Source organism: Alloalcanivorax mobilis (assembly GCF_002864685.1).
GTDB classification, from domain to species: domain Bacteria; phylum Pseudomonadota; class Gammaproteobacteria; order Pseudomonadales; family Alcanivoracaceae; genus Alloalcanivorax; species Alloalcanivorax mobilis.
In genome coordinates this window covers 75,764-93,224 of record NZ_NMQZ01000015.1, presented here as the reverse complement: position 1 = coordinate 93,224, position 17,461 = coordinate 75,764, and the positions used below count along the sequence as shown (strand labels likewise).

12 protein-coding genes are annotated in these 17,461 nt (G+C 66.3%); 5 read left to right on the top strand and 7 right to left on the bottom strand.

The genetic code is table 11. The features are described from left to right. The 3 genes from CGS25_RS09675 to CGS25_RS09665 all read right to left on the bottom strand — a co-directional run bounded on the left by CGS25_RS09675 (position 1) and on the right by CGS25_RS09665 (position 4,804). Positions 1–2,310 carry a membrane-bound PQQ-dependent dehydrogenase, glucose/quinate/shikimate family gene (locus CGS25_RS09675; protein ID WP_101675333.1) on the bottom strand — a complete coding sequence of 770 codons (2,310 nt, stop codon included), beginning with the start codon at positions 2,308–2,310 and terminating at the stop codon, positions 1–3. 279 nt (positions 2,311–2,589) lie between these two features. Next, positions 2,590–3,822, bottom strand: a complete 1,233-nt coding sequence (locus tag CGS25_RS09670; protein ID WP_101675332.1) for a lytic murein transglycosylase — start codon at positions 3,820–3,822, stop codon at positions 2,590–2,592. Between the two features lie 79 nt (positions 3,823–3,901). Beyond that, on the bottom strand, positions 3,902–4,804 hold the full coding sequence (locus tag CGS25_RS09665; protein WP_089034304.1) for a YihY/virulence factor BrkB family protein: 903 nt from the start codon (positions 4,802–4,804) through the stop codon (positions 3,902–3,904). A 136-nt stretch (positions 4,805–4,940) separates the two neighbouring features. On the opposite strand from CGS25_RS09665, the gene CGS25_RS09660 reads away from it, so the two are divergent. After that, positions 4,941–6,245, top strand: a complete 1,305-nt coding sequence (locus CGS25_RS09660) for a carbohydrate porin (protein WP_157933804.1) — start codon at positions 4,941–4,943, stop codon at positions 6,243–6,245. A gap of 130 nt (positions 6,246–6,375) precedes the next feature. Here CGS25_RS09660 and CGS25_RS09655 read toward each other — a convergent pair whose 3' ends face one another. The 3 genes from CGS25_RS09655 to CGS25_RS09645 all read right to left on the bottom strand — a co-directional run bounded on the left by CGS25_RS09655 (position 6,376) and on the right by CGS25_RS09645 (position 10,012). Next, on the bottom strand, positions 6,376–6,795 hold the full coding sequence (locus CGS25_RS09655; RefSeq protein WP_089034305.1) for a PaaI family thioesterase: 420 nt from the start codon (positions 6,793–6,795) through the stop codon (positions 6,376–6,378). Positions 6,796–6,895: 100 nt separating this feature from the next. Next, on the bottom strand, positions 6,896–7,480 hold the full coding sequence (locus tag CGS25_RS09650; protein ID WP_101675330.1) for a TetR/AcrR family transcriptional regulator: 585 nt from the start codon (positions 7,478–7,480) through the stop codon (positions 6,896–6,898). A 123-nt stretch (positions 7,481–7,603) separates the two neighbouring features. After that, complete coding sequence (locus CGS25_RS09645) at positions 7,604–10,012, bottom strand: glucose/quinate/shikimate family membrane-bound PQQ-dependent dehydrogenase (RefSeq protein ID WP_101675329.1); 2,409 nt, start codon at positions 10,010–10,012, stop codon at positions 7,604–7,606. A gap of 285 nt (positions 10,013–10,297) precedes the next feature. On the opposite strand from CGS25_RS09645, the gene CGS25_RS09640 reads away from it, so the two are divergent. Together CGS25_RS09640 and CGS25_RS09635 are read left to right on the top strand one after the other, a co-directional pair. Then, complete coding sequence (locus CGS25_RS09640) at positions 10,298–11,128, top strand: HAD-IIB family hydrolase (protein WP_101675328.1); 831 nt, start codon at positions 10,298–10,300, stop codon at positions 11,126–11,128. Continuing rightward, positions 11,125–12,345, top strand: a complete 1,221-nt coding sequence (locus tag CGS25_RS09635; protein WP_089034309.1) for a glycosyltransferase family protein — start codon at positions 11,125–11,127, stop codon at positions 12,343–12,345. Before CGS25_RS09640 ends, CGS25_RS09635 begins: the two co-directional genes overlap by 4 nt. 145 nt (positions 12,346–12,490) lie before the next feature. On the opposite strand, the gene CGS25_RS09630 is transcribed toward CGS25_RS09635, so the two are convergent. Beyond that, positions 12,491–13,780: an NAD(P)/FAD-dependent oxidoreductase gene (locus tag CGS25_RS09630; RefSeq protein ID WP_089034310.1), complete on the bottom strand. Its 1,290-nt coding sequence runs from the start codon at positions 13,778–13,780 to the stop codon at positions 12,491–12,493. A 188-nt stretch (positions 13,781–13,968) separates the two neighbouring features. Between CGS25_RS09630 and CGS25_RS09625 the strand changes: the two genes are divergently transcribed. Together CGS25_RS09625 and CGS25_RS09620 are read left to right on the top strand one after the other, a co-directional pair. Next, entirely contained in the window at positions 13,969–15,648 is a 1,680-nt protein-coding gene (locus CGS25_RS09625; RefSeq protein WP_101675351.1) for an AMP-binding protein, read from the top strand. Positions 15,649–15,690: 42 nt separating this feature from the next. Then, on the top strand, positions 15,691–17,313 hold the full coding sequence (locus tag CGS25_RS09620) for an AMP-binding protein (protein WP_101675327.1): 1,623 nt from the start codon (positions 15,691–15,693) through the stop codon (positions 17,311–17,313). Positions 17,314–17,461: the final 148 nt, after the last annotated feature.

Sequence of the window (17,461 nt, the reverse complement as noted above, 5' to 3'; positions counted from 1 at the left end):
TCAGTGACCAGCATCCTCCGCCGGGGTGTTGGCGTCCGTGAAGGCGTCGCGGTCCTGGCCGGGCAGGGCGAAGGCGATCAGGGTGTTGCCGGTGCGGCTGCCCAGGGGTTGGTTGCCGCCGGCCACCACCAGCACGATTTGCCGGCCGTGGCTGTCTAGGTAGGTGATCGGCGTGGCCTGGCCGCCGGCGGGCAGGCGCCAGCGGCCCAGTTCCGCGCCGGTCTCCAGATCAATGGCGCGCAGATACTGATCCAGCGTGCCGCTCATAAAGGCGACGCCGCCGGCGGTAATGATCGGCCCGCCCAGATCCGGCACGCCCAGGGGCAGCGCCAGGGGCAGCGGCGAGCTGTCGCGCACGGTGCCGTTGCGGCGTTGCCAGACGGTCTCGCCGCTGCGCAGATCAACGCCCGCCACCAGCCCCCACGGCGGCGCCTGGCAGGGCAATCCCAGCGGCGACAGGAACGGGCCCTTCTCCACGGTCAGGGGAATGGCGCGGGAGGCGCCGTCGAGCGGATTGGCGCTGGCTGGCGCCAGGCGTGACACAAAGGCGAGCCGGCTGGGAGTGGTGAAGGCCACCTGGTGGATCGGATCAACGGCGATGCCGCCCCAGTTGAACACGCCGAAATAGCCCGGGTAGACCAGCGTGCCCCGTTCCCCGGGTGGTGTATAACGACCACGGTAATCGAGTTGCCGGAAGCGCAGCCGGCAATAAAGCTGATCCAGAGGCGTGGCGCCCCACATGTCCGCTTCGCGCAGCAACGGCGGGTTGAAGCTGAGCCCGGAGGCGGGCTGGCTGGGCGCCACCCGTTGCCCGGGGGCGCCAATCGGCGCGGCCAGCTCGCGCACCGGCAACAGCGGCCGGCCGCTGCGGCGATCCAGCACATACAGGTCGCCCTGCTTGGTGGGCGCCACCAGTGCCGGCACCCGGTGGCCGCCGATGTTCAGGTCGAGCAGGCTGGGCTGGGCCGGCATGTCCATGTCCCAGAGATCGTGGTGCACGCCCTGGAAGCTCCAGCGCACCCGGCCGGTGTCGGCGTCCAGCGCCACGATGGCCGAGGAGTAGGGTTCGCTGGCGGCGGGCCGATTGCCGCCCCACTCGTCGGGCACCGAGGTGCCCATTGGCAGATACACCAGCCCCAAGCGGTCGTCGACGCTGGCCACCGACCAGTGGTTGGGCGTGTTGGGCTGGTAGAAGCGCCGGTCCGCGATGGGCGCGGTGTGTTCGGGGCGGGCCGGGTCCCAGTTCCACACCAGCCGGCCACTGGCGGCGTCGTAGGCGCGCACCACGCCGGCGGGCAGCACCCGGGTGGGCGGGCCGTTGACCAAGCCGCCGACGATCAGCTTGCCGCGCGCCAGCGCCGGCGGTGAGGTGGCGTAGTAGGTGCCATTGGCGCGGCCCGGCATGTTCGCCCACAGGTCGATCTCGCCGTTGCGGCCGAACCCTTTGCTGGGCTTTCCGGTGGCGGCGTCCAGGGCGATCAGGCGGGCGTCGCTGGTGGGCAGGACCAGCCGTGCCGGGTGGTCGTCGCCGGCGGGCACGTAGGTGAGCCCACGGCAGGTGACGCCCTGGCTGCGCGCCGGCGGAGTGCGCGGGTCGAAGTGCCAGCGCAGCGCGCCGGTGTCCGCGTCCAGGGCCACCGCGCGGTGGTCCGGGGTGCAGAAATAGAGGCTGTCGCCGATTTTCAGGGGGGTGGCCTCGAAGGCGCCGCCGTGGCGGCGTTGTGGATCGCGCAGTGGCCCGGCGTCGTAGCGCCACAGCGGCTCGAGGCGGTGCACGTTATCGGCGGTGATGCCGGTCAGCGGCGAGTAGCGCTGGCCGTGGCCGTCGTGGCCATAGGCGGGCCACTGCGGGCTGCTGCCGGCGGCGCTGCCCACGGCGCTCAGGTCCAGCTCGCCGTCCAGGCGCACCGGGTCGCGGGGCAGGCCGGCCAGCAACAGCACGCCACTCACCGCCACCGTCACCGCCAGCGGCACCGCGCTGGCCGGCCAGCGGGCGCCGGCCAGCGCCCGCACCGGCCACGGGCACAGCAGCCACAGGCCCAACAACAGCCACAGGCCCAGCCGTGGCGCCAGCGCCCAGCCGTTCAAGCCGGCCTCGGCGAGGCTCCACAGCAGCGTGGCGAGCAGCGTTAAGGCGTACAGGTGCAGGCCGGCGCGGCGCCGCGCGATCAGCAGCGCCGCGCTGATCAGCAGGGCCAGGCCGGCGAGCAGGTAATAGAGGCTACCGCCGAGCAGCGCCAGCCAGGCGCCGCCACCGATCATCGCCAGCGCCAGCAGGCCGAGCAGCACTCCGATGATGATCGCGCTCATCGGGCGCGGCCCTAGGGCCTGTTCACACTAATTTTGATGGTCGCGCCGGAGGCCGTTTTCGCGCAAGCCAAGGCGCGGTGAGCGCGATGTGGCCCGCCACATAAGCGAACCGCAACGCGGGATTGCGCGAAAACGGCCCCGGCCCTTCGGGTTGCGCCCCAAAGCGGGCCAGGCGGTGTTGCTCGTCGGTCATTTAGCATACTAAACCTCTCTCCTCGCGCCTTGCCTGGCCCGCTTTGGGGCAGCAACGCGGCCATCAAAATTAGTGTGAACAGGCCCTTAGCGCGACGGCGCATCGGCGGCGGCGTCATCACTGATCAGGCCGGTGCGGCGCAGGGTTTGCGCGTCCGGAAAGCCGTCGGCGATCATCTTCTGGGCGTGCTGGAAGCGGCCCAGGGCGGCGCGCGTGCCCGGGCCCAGAATGCCGTCCGGTTCGCCGGCGTCGAAGCCGCGCTCGTTAAGCCGGTGTTGCAACTCCACCACCTGATCGCGGCGCAGGCGCGGCGCCGGCACCGGCGCGCGGCTTAACGGCGCGGCGCCGGCGATCCGGTCCGCCAGCCGCCCCACCGCCAGGGCGTAGGCTTCGGAGCGGTTCCAGCCGAGGATCACGCGAAAATTGTGATAGACCAGAAACGCCGGCCCCTGGTGGCCGCTGGGCACCAGCAGCGCGGCCTGCAATTGTTCATCCGGTAACGGGTCGCCCTCGGGCAGGCGCACGCCCAGCTCGCGCCAGGCCGACAGCGGGCGCGTTTCCGCCAGCCCGGCGTGGCGGAAGTCGAAGTCCGCCGGCAGGGTCACCTCGCGGCCCCAGCGCTCGCCGGGGTGCCAGCCCAGGTCGCGCAGGAAATTGGCCGCCGAAGAGAGTGCGTCCGGCAGGCTGTTCCACAAATCGCGCCGGCCGTCGCCGTCGGCGTCCACCGCGTGGGCGAGAAAGATCGAGGGCATGAACTGCACCTGCCCCATGGCGCCGGCCCAGGAGCCACGCATGCGCTCGGTGTCGATGGCGCCTTCCTGAACAATGCGCAGGGCGTTGATCAGCTCGCGGGAAAAATATTCGCCACGCCGGCCTTCGCAGGCCAGGGTGGCCAGGGCATCGAGCACCGGGGTGTTGCCGTAAAAGCCGCCGTAATTGGTTTCCAGCCCCCAGAACGCCAGTAGATAGCGGGCCGGCACGCCGTATTCCTTTTCCACCCCGGCCAGCAGGTCGCGGTGGGTATCCTGCAGTTTGCGGCCCTGCAGAATGCGCTGATCGTTGACGCGCACGGTGTAGTAATCGGCGAAGCTGGAGGTGAACTCCGGCTGCCGCTGATCCAGCTCCATGACTTTTTCGTCCAGCTTTGCCTGGCCCAGCGCGCGCTCCACCACCCGTGGGTCCAGGCCCTGCTCGCGGGCCTGCTGGCCAAGGCCATTCAGACACTGGGCAAAGGCTTCCGGGGTGAGCGCCAGAGCCGGGGAGGCGGCGCCCAGCAGCAGGGCGGCGAGGCCATGAATCGCAACTTTCCGTGACACCATTAAAACTCCGCCAGGGTTGTCGGCAATAAGGGTTGGAGCGGCGAGGGCGAGGCCGGTTCCGCCCTGCGCTGTTCGCGGTTCAGTCTTCCATCAGGCTTTTGTGCACCCGCACGGCGGTGCGATTGGGGCGAATGTGAATGCCGCGCGCCTCGGTGTGGGCGCGGGTGAAGGCGGCGCCGAACAGCAGAATCAGCGACGAGTAGTACACCCACAGCAGCAACAGCACCAGCGACCCGGCGGCGCCGTAGGTGGAGGCGGTGGCGGTGTGCGACAAATACAGCGCGATCAGGAAACGGCCGACAATAAACAGCAAGGCGGTGACCAGCGCGCCGGAGAACACATCCCGGAAGCTGAGCCGGGCGTCGGGCAGCACCCGGAAAATGGTGGCGAACAGCAAGGTCACCACCGCCACCGAAATCAGGGTTTCCAGCGCCACCGCCAGGCCGCCGGGCACCGGCAGCCAGTCCTGGGCGAACACCATGATCGACTGCAGCACCACGCTCAGGAACAACGACACAAGAAGCACGAAGCCGATTGAGAGCACTACCGTCAACGAGGTCAGCCGGCTCTTTAGCAGCGCCAGGATGGTATTGCGGGTGGGCTTGGGGGCGATGTCCCAGATGTTGTTCAGCGAGCGCTGCATCTGCGCGAACACGGTGGTGGCGCCGACGATCATGGCGCCCAGGCCGATCAGGGTGGGCACGATGCCGCTGCGATCAAGCTGAGTGCGTTGCACCGCTTCGGCCACCGCGCGGGCGGCGTCCGGGCCGACGGTGGCGGTGAGCTGCTCCATGATTTGGGTCATGGCGGTGTCGGTGCTGATCACCAGGCCGATCACCTGCACCGCCAGAATCACCACCGGCGCGATCGAAAACAGGGTGAAGAAGGCCAGCGCGCCGGCGTAGATGATGGCGCTGCGGTCCAGCCACAGAGTGATCGCCGTCTTCACCACCCCGAACCAGTACAGCGCCTTCTCTTTCATCCCTGTGATCCTCGCATTCCTTTGTGCCTCGTGTGGATTCCCCTGGCAGTGTATCGGCTCCGTGCCATCGCGCCCACCGCCATGGTTGACGTGCTCTTCATCCGGGCGGAGTCTTATCGGTCAGGAGGATTACCCCATGGAACGGACCCGCTCGTCTTCGCCGATTGATCGCGCCCCCGCTTTGGCCCTGCTGTTGGCGGCCCTGGCCGGCAGCGTCCATGCCGCCGCGCCGCTGGACCCGCAAGGCGATTACCTGCTGGGCGACTGGGGCGGGCTGCGTGACGATCTCAAACGCGACGGCGTTGCCGTGGATCTGGGTTACACCTCGGAATCGGCCTACAACCTGGATGGCGGATTCGACCGCGATCACAAACTGGCCTACGCCGATCAGTTCGCCCTGGGCGCCACCCTCGACCTGGACAAACTGTTTGGTCTCCGCGACGCCCTGTTGCAGATCACCCTCACCAACCGCAACGGCGAGGACCTCACCGCCGAGCGCCTGGTGGACCCGGCCAGTGGTCAGGTCTCCTCGGTGCAGGAGGTCTACGGGCGGGGCAACGTTACCCGCCTCACCCAGTTCTGGTACCAACAGCGGTTCCTCGACGGCGGGCTGACCGTGAAGGTCGGGCGGATTCCGCTGAGCGACGACTTCGCCACCCTCGACACCGGCTTCCAGAACCTGTTTCTGGGCGCCAGCCAGCCGGGCAATCAGGCCGGGGAAATCTGGTACAACTGGCCAGTGTCCCAGTGGGCGGCCCAGGCGCGGCTGGCCGGCGCCAATGAGACTTATCTGCTCGCGGGGGTGTTTGATCTGAACCCGGAAAACCTGGACCCGGACAACGGCCTGGACCTGTACAACCACGGCAGCCAGGGGGTGATCGCGCCGCTGGAATTGGGCTGGGAGCCCGAACACGGCCTCGGCGGCCTGCCCGGCAAATACAAAATCGGCGCCTATTACAGCAGCGCCGACACGCCAGACTACCGCGATGGCGGCCGGCGGTACGGCGCCTGGTTCGTGATCCAGCAGCAGGTGACCCGGCGTGCCGGTGACCGTGATCGCGGCCTGTCGCTGTTCGTGCAGGGCACCTGGAACGACGAACGCACCGCCTACGTGGAGCGCTACGTCTCCACCGGTGCCACCTGGAGCGGGCCGTTCGACGCCCGCCCCCACGACGACGCCGGCATTGGCTTGGCCTATGCGCGCGTCGGCGAGCCCTATGTGGACCAGGCCACCGCCGGCAACATTGGCCTGCCCGGCCCCGGCGCGCCAGGGTACGTGCCGCCCCAGGGCGAGGAATGGAACGCGGAACTCTATTACGGCTTTCAGCTCACGCCGTGGCTGGCGGTGCGCCCCAACCTGCAATACATCGTCCACCCCGGCGCCAACAACCGGATCGACGACGCCTGGGTGGCCGGGGCGATGCTCAATGTGACCCTTTGAGTACACGCAACACGCAACACGCAACACGCTTCACGCTTCATGCAACAGGCTGGGTCCGCTGGCACCTGTTTTAGCGTGCAGCGTGCAGCGTGTTGCGCGTAGCGCGAAGTGTGGTCGGTCTCCCGCGGTATCAGGCTGGCGGGGCCAGGGCTTTGAACACGCCGCTGGCGCGGGCGCAGACCTGACCATCGCTGACTACCAGCGCTTGGGCGAAGCTCAGCGAGCGGCCACTTTTGATGGCGCTGGCGCGCACTTCCAGCCACTGGCCGGTGCGCGCGGTACCCACGAAATCCACACTCAGGCTCACCGTCACCAGCCCGGCGGGCGGCCGCTCGCCATCAATGCAACTCAGCCCCATGGCGTTGTCCGCCAGCGCCGAAATCAGACCGCCGTGGACGAAGCCACGGCTGTTGGTGTGGGCGCCGCCGGCGCGGATCGCCAGGGTCAAACCCGGCGCGTCATGGCGGGCATAAATCGGTTCCCAGGGGGCGGTCAAACCGCTGTGGCGGGTGTGGGGGTGGAACCCCTCGGGAAGGTGGGCATCGGTCATGGGAAGGTCCTCAACGGTGATCGGGTCGATTGAGCATCTCATGTTGATGTAGACCGGTCTATATAATTTAAACTCAAGACCGTTCCTTCCATGCACCGGCTCAGGAACCGCTGCGGTGATGTTCAATCAGATCGGCCAGATAATCGCTGGCGTCATCCAGCGGGCCACGATGGCCCTCCACCCGGGCCTGGATCAGCGCGCCTTCCCAGGCCGACACCACCAGCGAAGCGAGCCCGGCGCGGTGCGGCGGGGCGATGCCATCGGCGCCGAGTAACGCTTCCAGCTCGCCGCGCCAACCGTGGAAGGCGCTCTTGCCGGCGGCACTGAGCCGTGGCGATTGCGGCGTGGTCTCCAGCAGGGTGGTGGTAATTGGGCAGCCATCGCTGAACGCGGATTGCTCCATCCAGTCGCCGAGCAGCCTGCCGTAGGCGCGCACCACCGCGGCACTGCCCTTCACCTCGCCGCTGAGCTGGCGCAGCGTGGAAATCACTGTCTCGCTGGCCCTGCGCACCGCCTCTTCCCCCAGTTGTTCCTTGCCCTGGGGAAAGTAGTGGTAAAACGACCCCTTCGGCGCGCCACTGGCGGCGAGAATGTCGTTCACCCCGGTGGCGGCGTAGCCGCGCTTGCGAAACAGCGTCACCGCCGCTCGCACAATGCCATCGCGATGTTTGGGAGCCGCGCCCATGGTTCTCTCCGGTGGGAAATAAGTGGACCAGTCTATATGAAAGACAACGGCGCTGGCACGCTTCACGCTAGGTACGTGCTGCGTGTTGCGCGCAGCGCAAGGCGTGCCGCGCGCCAGCGCTTTCTATTTCAGCTTATACGCAATCACCGCGTCACCGGCCTGGGTGCCCAGCGAGCCGTGGCCGCCGGCGACCACCAGCAGCATCTGGTCGCCGTCGCTGTTCTGGTAGGTCATTGGGGTGGCCTGGCCGCCGGCGGGGAGGCGGCTTTCCCAGAGTTGTTCGCCGCTGGTGACGTCGTAGGCGCGCACGAAGTAATCGATGGTGCCGCTGATAAAGGCGACGCCGCCGGCGGTCATCAGCGGCCCGCCGAGATCTGGCACACCCATTTTAAAGGGCAGGGGGATCGGCGAACGGTCGCGCACGGTGCCGTTGCGGTGCCGCCACACCACTTCGCCGGTGCGCAGGTTGGCGCCGGCCACATAGCCCCAGGGCGGTTGCTGGCAGGGCAGGCCGAGCGGCGATAGGAACGGTTTCAGTTCCACCGCGTAGGGCGCGCCGAAGTTTTCATTGAGCCCGGGTTTCCCTTTGGATACGTAATGCGTGCTGTCGTCTTCGCGGGGCACCAGGGTGGAAACGAACGCCAGGTACGCCGGCGTGTTGAAGGCCACCTGGCGCACCGGGTCCACCGCCACGCCGCCCCAGTTGAAGACGCCGAAGTTGCCCGGATAAATCAGGCTGCCTCTTTCGGAGGGAGGCGTGAAGCGGCCCTGGTAGTTGAGGTTGTGGAACTGGATGCGGCAGATCAACTGGTCGAACAGGGTGCCGCCCCACATGTCTTTTTCCCGCAACGGCGGCGGGTTGAAGGTCAATGCCGAGGTCGGTTGGGTGGCGCTGAGTTTGCCCTGGTAGCCCTGACTCTTGGGCGCCGGCTCCTCGGTGACCGGCACGATCGGCTTGCCGGTGCGGCGGTCGAGCACGTACAGGTCGCCCTGTTTGGTGGGCTGCACCAGCGCCGGGACCTTGCCCTGCTCGGTGTCCAGGTCGATCAGGGTCGGCTGGGCCGGCACGTCCATGTCCCACAGGTCATGGTGCACGGTCTGGAATACCCAGCGCACCTGGCCGGTTTTCAGATCCAGCGCCACCACCGAGGAGGAAAAACGGGTGCCCGCCGGGTTGCGATTCTCGCCCCACTGATCAGGCACTTCGTTGCCCATCGGCACGTACACCATGCCCAGCTCTTCATCGACGCTGGAGATTGACCAGCTGTTGGGCGTGCTGGCGGTGTAGGTGTCGCCCTCGGCGATCGGCGCGGTCTGGTCCGGGTTGCCCGAATCCCAGTTCCAGACCAGCTCGCCGGTGTCCACGTCGTAGGCGCGCACCACGCCGGAGGGCTCATGGGTGGAGACGTTGTCGTTCACCGCGCCGCCGATCACGATCAGGTTTTCGGTGATCACCGGCGGCGAGGTGGAGTAATAAAAGCCGTCTTTCTGATTGGGCATGTTGGCCCACAGATTCACTTCGCCGTGGTCGCCGAAGTCGGCGCAGCGTTTGCCGGTGTTCAGGTCCAGGGCGATCAGGCGGGCGTCGGCGGTGGGCAGGTACAGCCGCCGCTGGCAGAAGGCGCCGCCGTGATCGGCGGCGCTGTCCGCTTCGCCGGTGGCGGCCACCATCGCTTCGCCTTCATGGCTGATGTCGCCGCTGCGGGTGACGACGCCGGGCTGGTCATGGCCGGGAAAATACGAGACACCCCGGCAGGTCTGGTGCTGGCGGCTGATGTCTTTATCGATCTCAGGGTCGAATTTCCAGCGCTGTTCACCGCTGTCCGCGTTCAGGGCAATCACCTGATGGTGCGGGGTGCACAGGTAGACGGTGTCGTCGATCTTCAGCGGCGTCACTTCATAGGTGGTTTCCACCGGGTCGCCGTCGCCACGCACGTCACCGGTGTGATAGACCCAGGCCTGCTTGAGTTGGTCGACGTTGTCGGGGGTGATCTGATCCAGGGGCGAGTAGCGCTGGCCGTGGCCGGTGCGCCCGTAGGCGTGCCATTCACCGGCGGGCACGCTGTCCTGCACGGAGGCGTCGCCGGCGGCGGCCGGCAGTTCACCGGCCAGATCGTGGGGGTCGGCGCGCAGCGACAGCAGTGCCATCACCGCCGCCGCTACCACCATCAGAGCCAGCGGGCCGGCGGCGATGCCCCAGGGCACCGGCTGGCGGCGGCGGGCGTTCACCCCGCGGGTGATCCAGGGCATCAGCAGCCAGATGCCGATCGCCACGATCACCACGCCACGCGGTACCAGGGCCCACCAATCCAGGCCCACTTCCCAGTAGGCCCACACGCCGGTGCCGAGAATCAGCAGGGCGTAAATCCACAGGGCGCCGGGGCGGCGCATCGCCAGCAGCGCCCCGCTGAGCAGGAAACCGATCGCCGCGGCGATGTAATAAAGGCTGCCGCCCAGGCTGGCCAGCCAGATGCCGCCAACCCCCAATACCAGGCCGATCAATACCAGAATCCAACCGGTAAACACCGCCATCTTCCCTCTCCCTTCCGTGTGTGAGTCGCCCGCGTACCGGGCGGTGTCGCCCGTTGCGTTGGTGGATGCGTGGACCAGCTTCGCTCCGAGCGCGGTCCGGTTCAAGGGCCGTGGCGCCGTTCTTGCAAGCGAAGGTGGGGCGCGCATGATGAAGCGTTGGCGACACCAGGTGCGCAAAATTTTGTTAACGATGGCGGTGGATGCTTCTCTTTCTCTCGCCGTTGTTGGCTATATAAAAACACTGCGCGCCTTTCCGGCCCGAGGGCCGCCACGTTAAGGATCACCATGAGTATCACGCCGCGTTTGGTTTTTACCGACCTGGATGGCTCGCTGCTCGACCATTATGACTACAACTGGTCAACGGCGGAGCCGTGGCTGGCGCGGCTCGCCGCCGCCGGCGTGGCGGTGATTCCGGTGACCAGCACAACCCGCGCCGAGCTGTTGGATCTGCGCGCCGCCCTGGCGTTACAGGCGTCGCCGTTCGTGGCTGAGAACGGTGCCGTGATCGGGTTGCCCGCAGCCTGGTGCGATGCGGCGCTGGGCGAAGTGGCCGCCGCCGACAGTGGATTATGGATACGAACGCCGGGGCTGGATGTGGCCACCCTGCGCCAGCGTCTGGATCAGGTGCGCCGTCGCCTGGCCGTGAAATTCCGCCGCTTCGGCGAATTGCCGATGGGCGAGGTGATGGCCTTGACCGGCCTGCCGCGCGCCGCGGCGGAACGTGCCCGTGCCCGTGAAGGCAGCGAACCGCTGATTTGGGAAGACCGCGACCCGGCGCTGGCGGACTTCCGCGAGGCGCTGGCCGGGCAGGGCCTGACGCTGACCCGGGGCGGGCGTTTCTGGCATGTGATGGGGCAGGTCGATAAAGGCCGCGCCGTGCACTGGCTGACCGAGCGCTTTACCGCCCTGCACGGCCGGGCGCCGCTGACCCTGGGCCTGGGCGACGGCCCCAACGACCAGCCCTTTCTCGACGTGGTAGACCAGGCGGTGCTGATTCGCGGCGAGCATTCGCACCCGGTCACGATCAACAACCCGGCTTTGTATCGAACCCGGTTGCCCGGCCCACGGGGATGGGCCGAGGGGCTGGATCACTGGCTTGCGGAGACGCCGCTATGAGCGACTTTTACCAGAACGGCATCATCACCAACTTTCACAATCTCAATCAGCGCAGCGTGGAGGAACTGGAACAGGACCTGGTGCGCTTCGCCCGGCGCCGGCCCATGGGCCTGATTCTGCCGTCGTTGTTCTCCGAGTTGGAAGGCCCGGCGTTGTCGCACATCGTCGATGAACTGGCGCGCGTGCCTTACCTCAATGAGATCGTGATCGGTCTGGATCGCGCCGATCGGGAGCAGTTTCTGTTTGCCCGCGACTTCTTTTCCCGTCTGCCCCAGCACCACCGGATTCTCTGGAACGACGGCCCCCGCCTGCAAGCGCTGCACGCGGAACTGGAAGCGGAAGACATTTCCCCGCAGGAGCCCGGCAAGGGGCGCAACGTGTGGTACTGCAGCGGCTACGTGCAAGCCTCGCGGCGCACCGAGGCGGTGGCCTTGCACGATTGCGACATCGTCACCTACGAGCGCGGCCTGCTGGCGCGGCTGATCTACCCGGTCGCCAACCCGCACTTCAATTATGAATTCTGCAAGGGTTATTACCCGCGCATCGCCGACGGTAAGCTCAACGGTCGCGTGGCCCGGTTGATGGTGACGCCGCTGCTGCGCGCCCTGAAACAGATTTTCGGGCCGCTGCCCTATCTGGATTACCTGGACAGCTTCCGTTATCCGCTGTCGGGGGAATTCTCCATGCGCACCGACGTGCTCGATGGCATTCGCATTCCCAGTGACTGGGGGCTGGAGATCGGCGTGCTTTCCGAGGTGCACCGCAATTACTCCACCAAGCGCCTGTGCCAGGTCGACATCGCCGACGTCTACGACCACAAGCACCAGCCGGTCTCCGAGGAAGACCCGGCCGCCGGCCTCAACCGCATGAGCCTGGACATCGCCAAGGCGCTTTACCGCAAGCTCGCCACCCTGGGCGTGCAGATCAGCAGCGAAAGCTTCCGCACCATCAAGGCCACCTACTACCGCATGGCCCTGGACCTGATCGAAACCTACTACAACGACGCCATGATGAACGGCCTGACCCTGGACCGGCACAGCGAGGAGCAAGCGGTGGAGCTGTTCGCCAGCAACCTGATGGAAGCCGGCCGCACCTTCCTGGAATCACCCAGCGACAAACCCTTCATTCCCAGCTGGAACCGCGTCCAAGCCGCCGTCCCCGACCTGCTAGAACGCATGCACGAAGCGGTGGAACTGGATAATCGGGGGGAGGTTTGAGGCGGTTACGAGGACGGGGAAGGCGGTGCGAAGAGGCCAGGTTGAGAGTGGTCGAGAGTGGTTGAGTTGAAAGTTAAAAGTTAAAAGTTAAAAGGGAACTGACGCCGCTTTTTAACTTTTAACCTTCAACTTTCAACTCTCTGATTCAATGCAACTTCAACCTCGGCCGCACCAGGCGGCTGAAGCGGCCGGCGGTGAGCAACAAAATGGTGCGCGGCCAGCCGTAGAGCGCGGCCTGGTGCATGCGGTACAGGCCCACGTACATGAGGCGGGCGAGCCAGCCTTCGACGAAGAAGTTGCCGCCTTTGAGGTTGCCCATCAGCATGCCCACCGAACTGTAACCGGACAGCGACACCAGCGAGCCCCGGTCCTTGTACTCGAACGGCTTCGCCTCGCGGTGCATCAGCAGGCGGTTGAGATTGCGGGCGGTCTGGTGGGCCATCTGCTGGGCGGATTGGGCGCGGGGGGGAATCGGTTTGTCCTCGCCTTCGGGTTTGAAAAAGGCGCAGTCGCCGATCACGAAAATGTTGTCACGGCCCCGGGCCAGCAGGGTCGGTTCCACCTCGATCTGGTTGATGCGGTTCACCGGCAGGCCCAGTTCACCGAGAAAGGCCGGGGCTTTAACGCCAGCCGCCCACACCAGCAGATCCGCCGCCAGGGTCTCGCCGTCTTTGGTGACCAGGGCGTGGGCGGTGGCTTCGCCGACCATCACATCGGTGCGCACTTTTACGCCGAGTGCTTCCAGGCGCTTGCGGGCGCCTTCGGACACGCGCTCCGGCAGACCCGGCAAAATGCGTGACATCGCTTCCACCACGGTGACGTTAAGCTGTTTGCGATCCAGTTGGTCGTGGCCATAGAGCTTGAGCATGGACACCGCATGGTGGATTTCCGCGGCCAGTTCCACGCCGGTGGCGCCGCCGCCGACAATCGCCACCGACACCGGCTCGTCGCGGTAGTTGGCGTGCAGGCAGGTGTTCAGAAAGCGCTCGCGAAAGCGTTCCGCCTGCACCCGTGTGTCCATGAACAGACAATGCTCGCGCACCCCCGGGGTGCCGAAATCGTTGCTCTGGCTGCCCACCGCGATCACCAGGTAATCGTAGGGCAGGCGGCGCTCCGGCAGCACCTGTTCGCCGTGCTTGTCGCAATACGGCGCCAGCACGACCTCTTGTTCGGTTTCGTCCAGGCGCGTCATGGTGCCGGGTTCGAACCGGTAATGGTTGAGGCGCGCGTGGGCACGGTAGTCCACCGCGTCCAGGTCGGCGTCGATGGCGCCGGTGGCCACCTCATGGAAGCGCGGCTTCCAGACGTGCATGTTGCTGGGGTCCACCAGGGTAATGTCCGCCCGTCCGTACTTGCCCAGTTTGCGGCCAAGCTGGGTGACCAGAGGCAGCCCGCCGGCGCCGCCGCCGACCACCACAATCCTGGGTTTGCTCATCGGGAGACTCCTTTCAGGTAAAGCGCGCAGTGTAGTGGTTCACGCCGATTCGTGCAGTGCTCGGCGCGCCACGGCGTGTGGGCGTATTGTAGACCTAAGTCTGAGAGCCCGGTGCTTGAATTGACCTTTACGTTAACGTCAACATGGAGGCCGGTGCCAGCGCCGATACCGATAACAAACACAGGAGCATGTCCATGCAGCCCTCCTACACCCGCGGCCAGAGTGACAAGCCGCTGCTCAACGACACCATCGGCGCCGCCTTTGACGCCACCGTCGCCGCCTTCGCCGAGCGCGAAGCGCTGGTGTCGCGCCACCAGGATGCGCGCTACAGCTGGGCCGAACTGGGCGAGCAGGTCGATCAATGCGCGCGGGCGCTGATCGCGCTGGGCGTGGCCCCAGGGGATCGCCTGGGCATCTGGGCGCCCAATTGCGCGCAATGGTGCATCGTGCAATTCGCCAGCGCCAAGGTGGGCGCCATTCTGGTGACCATCAATCCTTCGTATCGGGTCAGCGAGCTGGAATACGCGCTTAAGCAGTCCGGCTGCGCCTGGCTGGTGTGCGCGGACACCTTCAAGACCTCCGACTACCACGGCATGCTCAATCAGCTTCTGCCGGAGCTGGCGGCGGCACAGCCGGGCTCGCTGAACAGCGAGCGGCTGCCGCTGTTGCGCGGGCTGATCAGTCTGGCACCGCGGCCGCCGGCGGGTTTTCTGGCCTGGGCGGAGCTGGCGCGGCTGGCGGAGCGCACTCCGGTGGCGCGGTTGCGAGAGCGCCAGAGTGGGCTGAGCGCCGATCAGGCCATCAATATTCAGTACACCTCCGGCACCACCGGTTTTCCCAAGGGCGCCACCCTCAGCCATCGCAATATCCTCAACAACGGCTACCTGGTCGGCGAGAGCCTGGGGCTCAGCGAGCACGACCGGCTGGTGATTCCGGTGCCGCTGTACCACTGTTTTGGCATGGTGATGGGCAACCTCGGTTGCGTCACCCACGGCGCCACCATGATCTACCCGTCCGCCGGCTTCGAGCCGCGCGCGGCCCTGGAGGCGGTGGCCGAAGAAGGCGCCACGGCGCTGTATGGCGTGCCCACCATGTTCATCGCCGAGTTGGATCTGTTGCGCGAGGAAGCGTTTGATCTGAGCACCCTGCGCACCGGCATCATGGCCGGCACCACCTGTCCGATTGAGGTGATGAAGAAAGTCATCAGCGAGATGAACATGGCGGAAGTGCAGATCGCCTACGGCATGACCGAGACCAGCCCGGTGTCGCTGCAAACCGGCCCGGATGACGATCTGGAATTGCGCGTGACCACGGTTGGCCGCACCCAGCCGCACCTGGAAAGCAAGATCATCGATGCGCACGGCGAGCCGCTGCCGCGTGGTGAGATCGGTGAGCTGTGCACGCGCGGCTACAGCGTCATGCTCGGCTATTGGCACAACGACAAAGCCACCGCCGAGAGCCTTGATGCCGAGGGGTGGATGCACACCGGCGACCTGGCGCAGATGGACGACGCCGGTTACGTGAAGATCGTCGGGCGCAGCAAGGACATGATCATTCGCGGTGGCGAAAACGTTTATCCCCGCGAAGTGGAGGAGTTTTTCTACACCCACCCGGCGGTGGCCGATGTGCAGGTGATCGGCATTCCCGACCAGAAATACGGCGAGGAAATCGTGGCCTGGGTGAAGCTTCATCCCGGCGAAACGGTGGACGCTGACGCGTTGAAAGCGTTCTGCAAGGACCGTATCGCCCATTTCAAAGTGCCCCGCCATTTCCGTTTCGTGGAAGATTTCCCGATGACGGTCACCGGAAAAATTCAGAAATTCCGCATGCGTGAAGTGAGCATTGAAGAGCTCAGCGGAGACCAATAACAAACGGCAATTCACCGCCGTGAATTGCCATGGAGAGTTTTTATGCGTGACTATCAACAGGCCGCCGACGGCTTCGATTACCAGACGTTCGCCGACGCCAACCTGGCCGGCTCCCTGCACAGCCTGAACGCCTGCGTGGAATGTTGCGACCGACACGCGTTGCCCGGGCGCATCGCGCTGTTCTGGGAAGGCGAGAGCGGCGCTCGCGAGCGCTATACCTTCGATGAACTGCAACGCTGGTCGGCACGCTTCGCCGACTTTCTGCACGGCCAAGGCGTGCGCGCCGGCGATTGCGTGTCCGGGCTGCTGCCGCGCCGCGTGGAACTGCTGATTACCATCCTCGGCACCTGGCGCCTGGGCGCCGTGTATCAGCCGTTGTTCACCGCCTTCGGGCCCAAGGCCATTGGCCACCGTCTGGACATCGCCGGCAGCAAGGTGGTGGTCACCGACGGCGCCAACCGCGCCAAACTGGACGGCCTGGACACGGTGCCGGCGGTGCTTACCGTGGCCGGCCCGAAGGGCGAAGGCGTGCGGCGTGGTGATTTCAGTTTCTGGGCGGAGCTGGAGCAGGCGGCGGACACCTTCGAGCCGGTGATGCGCGGCGCCGAGGACCCGTTTCTGATGATGTTCACCTCCGGCACCACCGGCCTGCCCAAGGCGGTGCCGGTGCCGCTCAAGGCGATTCTCGCGTTCAAGGGTTACATGACCGAGGCGGTGGGGTTGCGGCGGCAGGACGCGTTCTGGAATCTGGCCGATCCGGGCTGGGCCTACGGGCTCTATTACGCGGTCACCGGGCCGTTGTCGCTGGGTTGCCCGACCACCTTCTACGACGGCCCCTTCACCGTGGAAAGCACCTGCCGGGTGGTCGAGCGCTACCGGATCACCAATCTGGCCGGCTCGCCCACCGCGTTCCGCCTGCTGATGGCCGGGGGCGAGCGGGTGGAAAACGCGCTCAAAGGCCGCCTGCGCGCGGTCAGCAGCGCCGGTGAACCGCTCACCCCGGAAGTGATCCGCTGGTTCGACCGCGCGCTGGGCGTGACCATTCACGATCACTACGGCCAGACCGAACTGGGCATGGTGCTGTGCAATCACCACGAGCTGGAGCACCCGGTGCGCATCGGCGCCGCCGACTACGCGGTGCCCGGCCACCGGGTGGTGGTGGTGGATGAACAGGGCCAGGAACTGCCCGCCGAGACCCCGGGCATTCTGGCGGTGGACTGCCCACGCTCGCCATTGTTCTGGTTTCCCGGCTATCCGGCGGCGCCGCAGAAGGCCTTCCAGGGCGACTACTATTTAAGTGGCGACACGGTGGAACTGAACACCGACGGCAGCATCAGTTTCGTCGGCCGCAGCGACGACGTGATCACCACTTCCGGTTACCGGGTTGGCCCGTTCGATGTGGAAAGCGCGTTGATCGAACACCCCTCGGTGGTGGAAGCGGCGGTGGTCGGCAAGCCGGACCCGGAGCGCACCGAATTGGTGAAGGCGTTCGTGGTGCTCGGCGAGCGCTTCAGCGCCAGCGAGGAGCTGGCTCGGGAGCTTCAGCAGCACGTGCGCGAGCGGCTCTCGGCCCATGCCTACCCCCGTGAGGTGGCGTTCGTCGAGGCGTTGCCGAAAACCCCGAGCGGCAAGATCCAGCGCTTTATCCTGCGCCAGCAAGGCTGAGCCCGGGGCGAGCGGTTACAGAACCCGGTCAGTTTGGTACAAACGTTCAATATTGGTATTACACAGGACACCAGCCGACAACCAGTCGCTAACAGCGGTTACCGGCGGCGGCGACGACAATCAATAGTGTGCATAACCTCCCGCCACT

Bases quoted from the DNA above. Each gene is read 5' to 3' on its own strand.
- CGS25_RS09650 (WP_101675330.1), bottom strand. From the start codon at position 7,480: ATGGGCGCGGCTCCCAAACATCGCGATGGCATTGTGCGAGCGGCGGTG.
- CGS25_RS09665 (WP_089034304.1), bottom strand. From the start codon at position 4,804: ATGAAAGAGAAGGCGCTGTACTGGTTCGGGGTGGTGAAGACGGCGATC.
- CGS25_RS09635 (WP_089034309.1), top strand. From the start codon at position 11,125: ATGAGCGACTTTTACCAGAACGGCATCATCACCAACTTTCACAATCTC.
- CGS25_RS09630 (WP_089034310.1), bottom strand. From the start codon at position 13,780: ATGAGCAAACCCAGGATTGTGGTGGTCGGCGGCGGCGCCGGCGGGCTG.
- CGS25_RS09640 (WP_101675328.1), top strand. From the start codon at position 10,298: ATGAGTATCACGCCGCGTTTGGTTTTTACCGACCTGGATGGCTCGCTG.
- CGS25_RS09625 (WP_101675351.1), top strand. From the start codon at position 13,969: ATGTCCATGCAGCCCTCCTACACCCGCGGCCAGAGTGACAAGCCGCTG.
- CGS25_RS09660 (WP_157933804.1), top strand. From the start codon at position 4,941: ATGGAACGGACCCGCTCGTCTTCGCCGATTGATCGCGCCCCCGCTTTG.
- CGS25_RS09620 (WP_101675327.1), top strand. From the start codon at position 15,691: ATGCGTGACTATCAACAGGCCGCCGACGGCTTCGATTACCAGACGTTC.
- CGS25_RS09670 (WP_101675332.1), bottom strand. From the start codon at position 3,822: ATGGTGTCACGGAAAGTTGCGATTCATGGCCTCGCCGCCCTGCTGCTG.
- CGS25_RS09645 (WP_101675329.1), bottom strand. From the start codon at position 10,012: ATGGCGGTGTTTACCGGTTGGATTCTGGTATTGATCGGCCTGGTATTG.
- CGS25_RS09655 (WP_089034305.1), bottom strand. From the start codon at position 6,795: ATGACCGATGCCCACCTTCCCGAGGGGTTCCACCCCCACACCCGCCAC.
- CGS25_RS09675 (WP_101675333.1), bottom strand. From the start codon at position 2,310: ATGAGCGCGATCATCATCGGAGTGCTGCTCGGCCTGCTGGCGCTGGCG.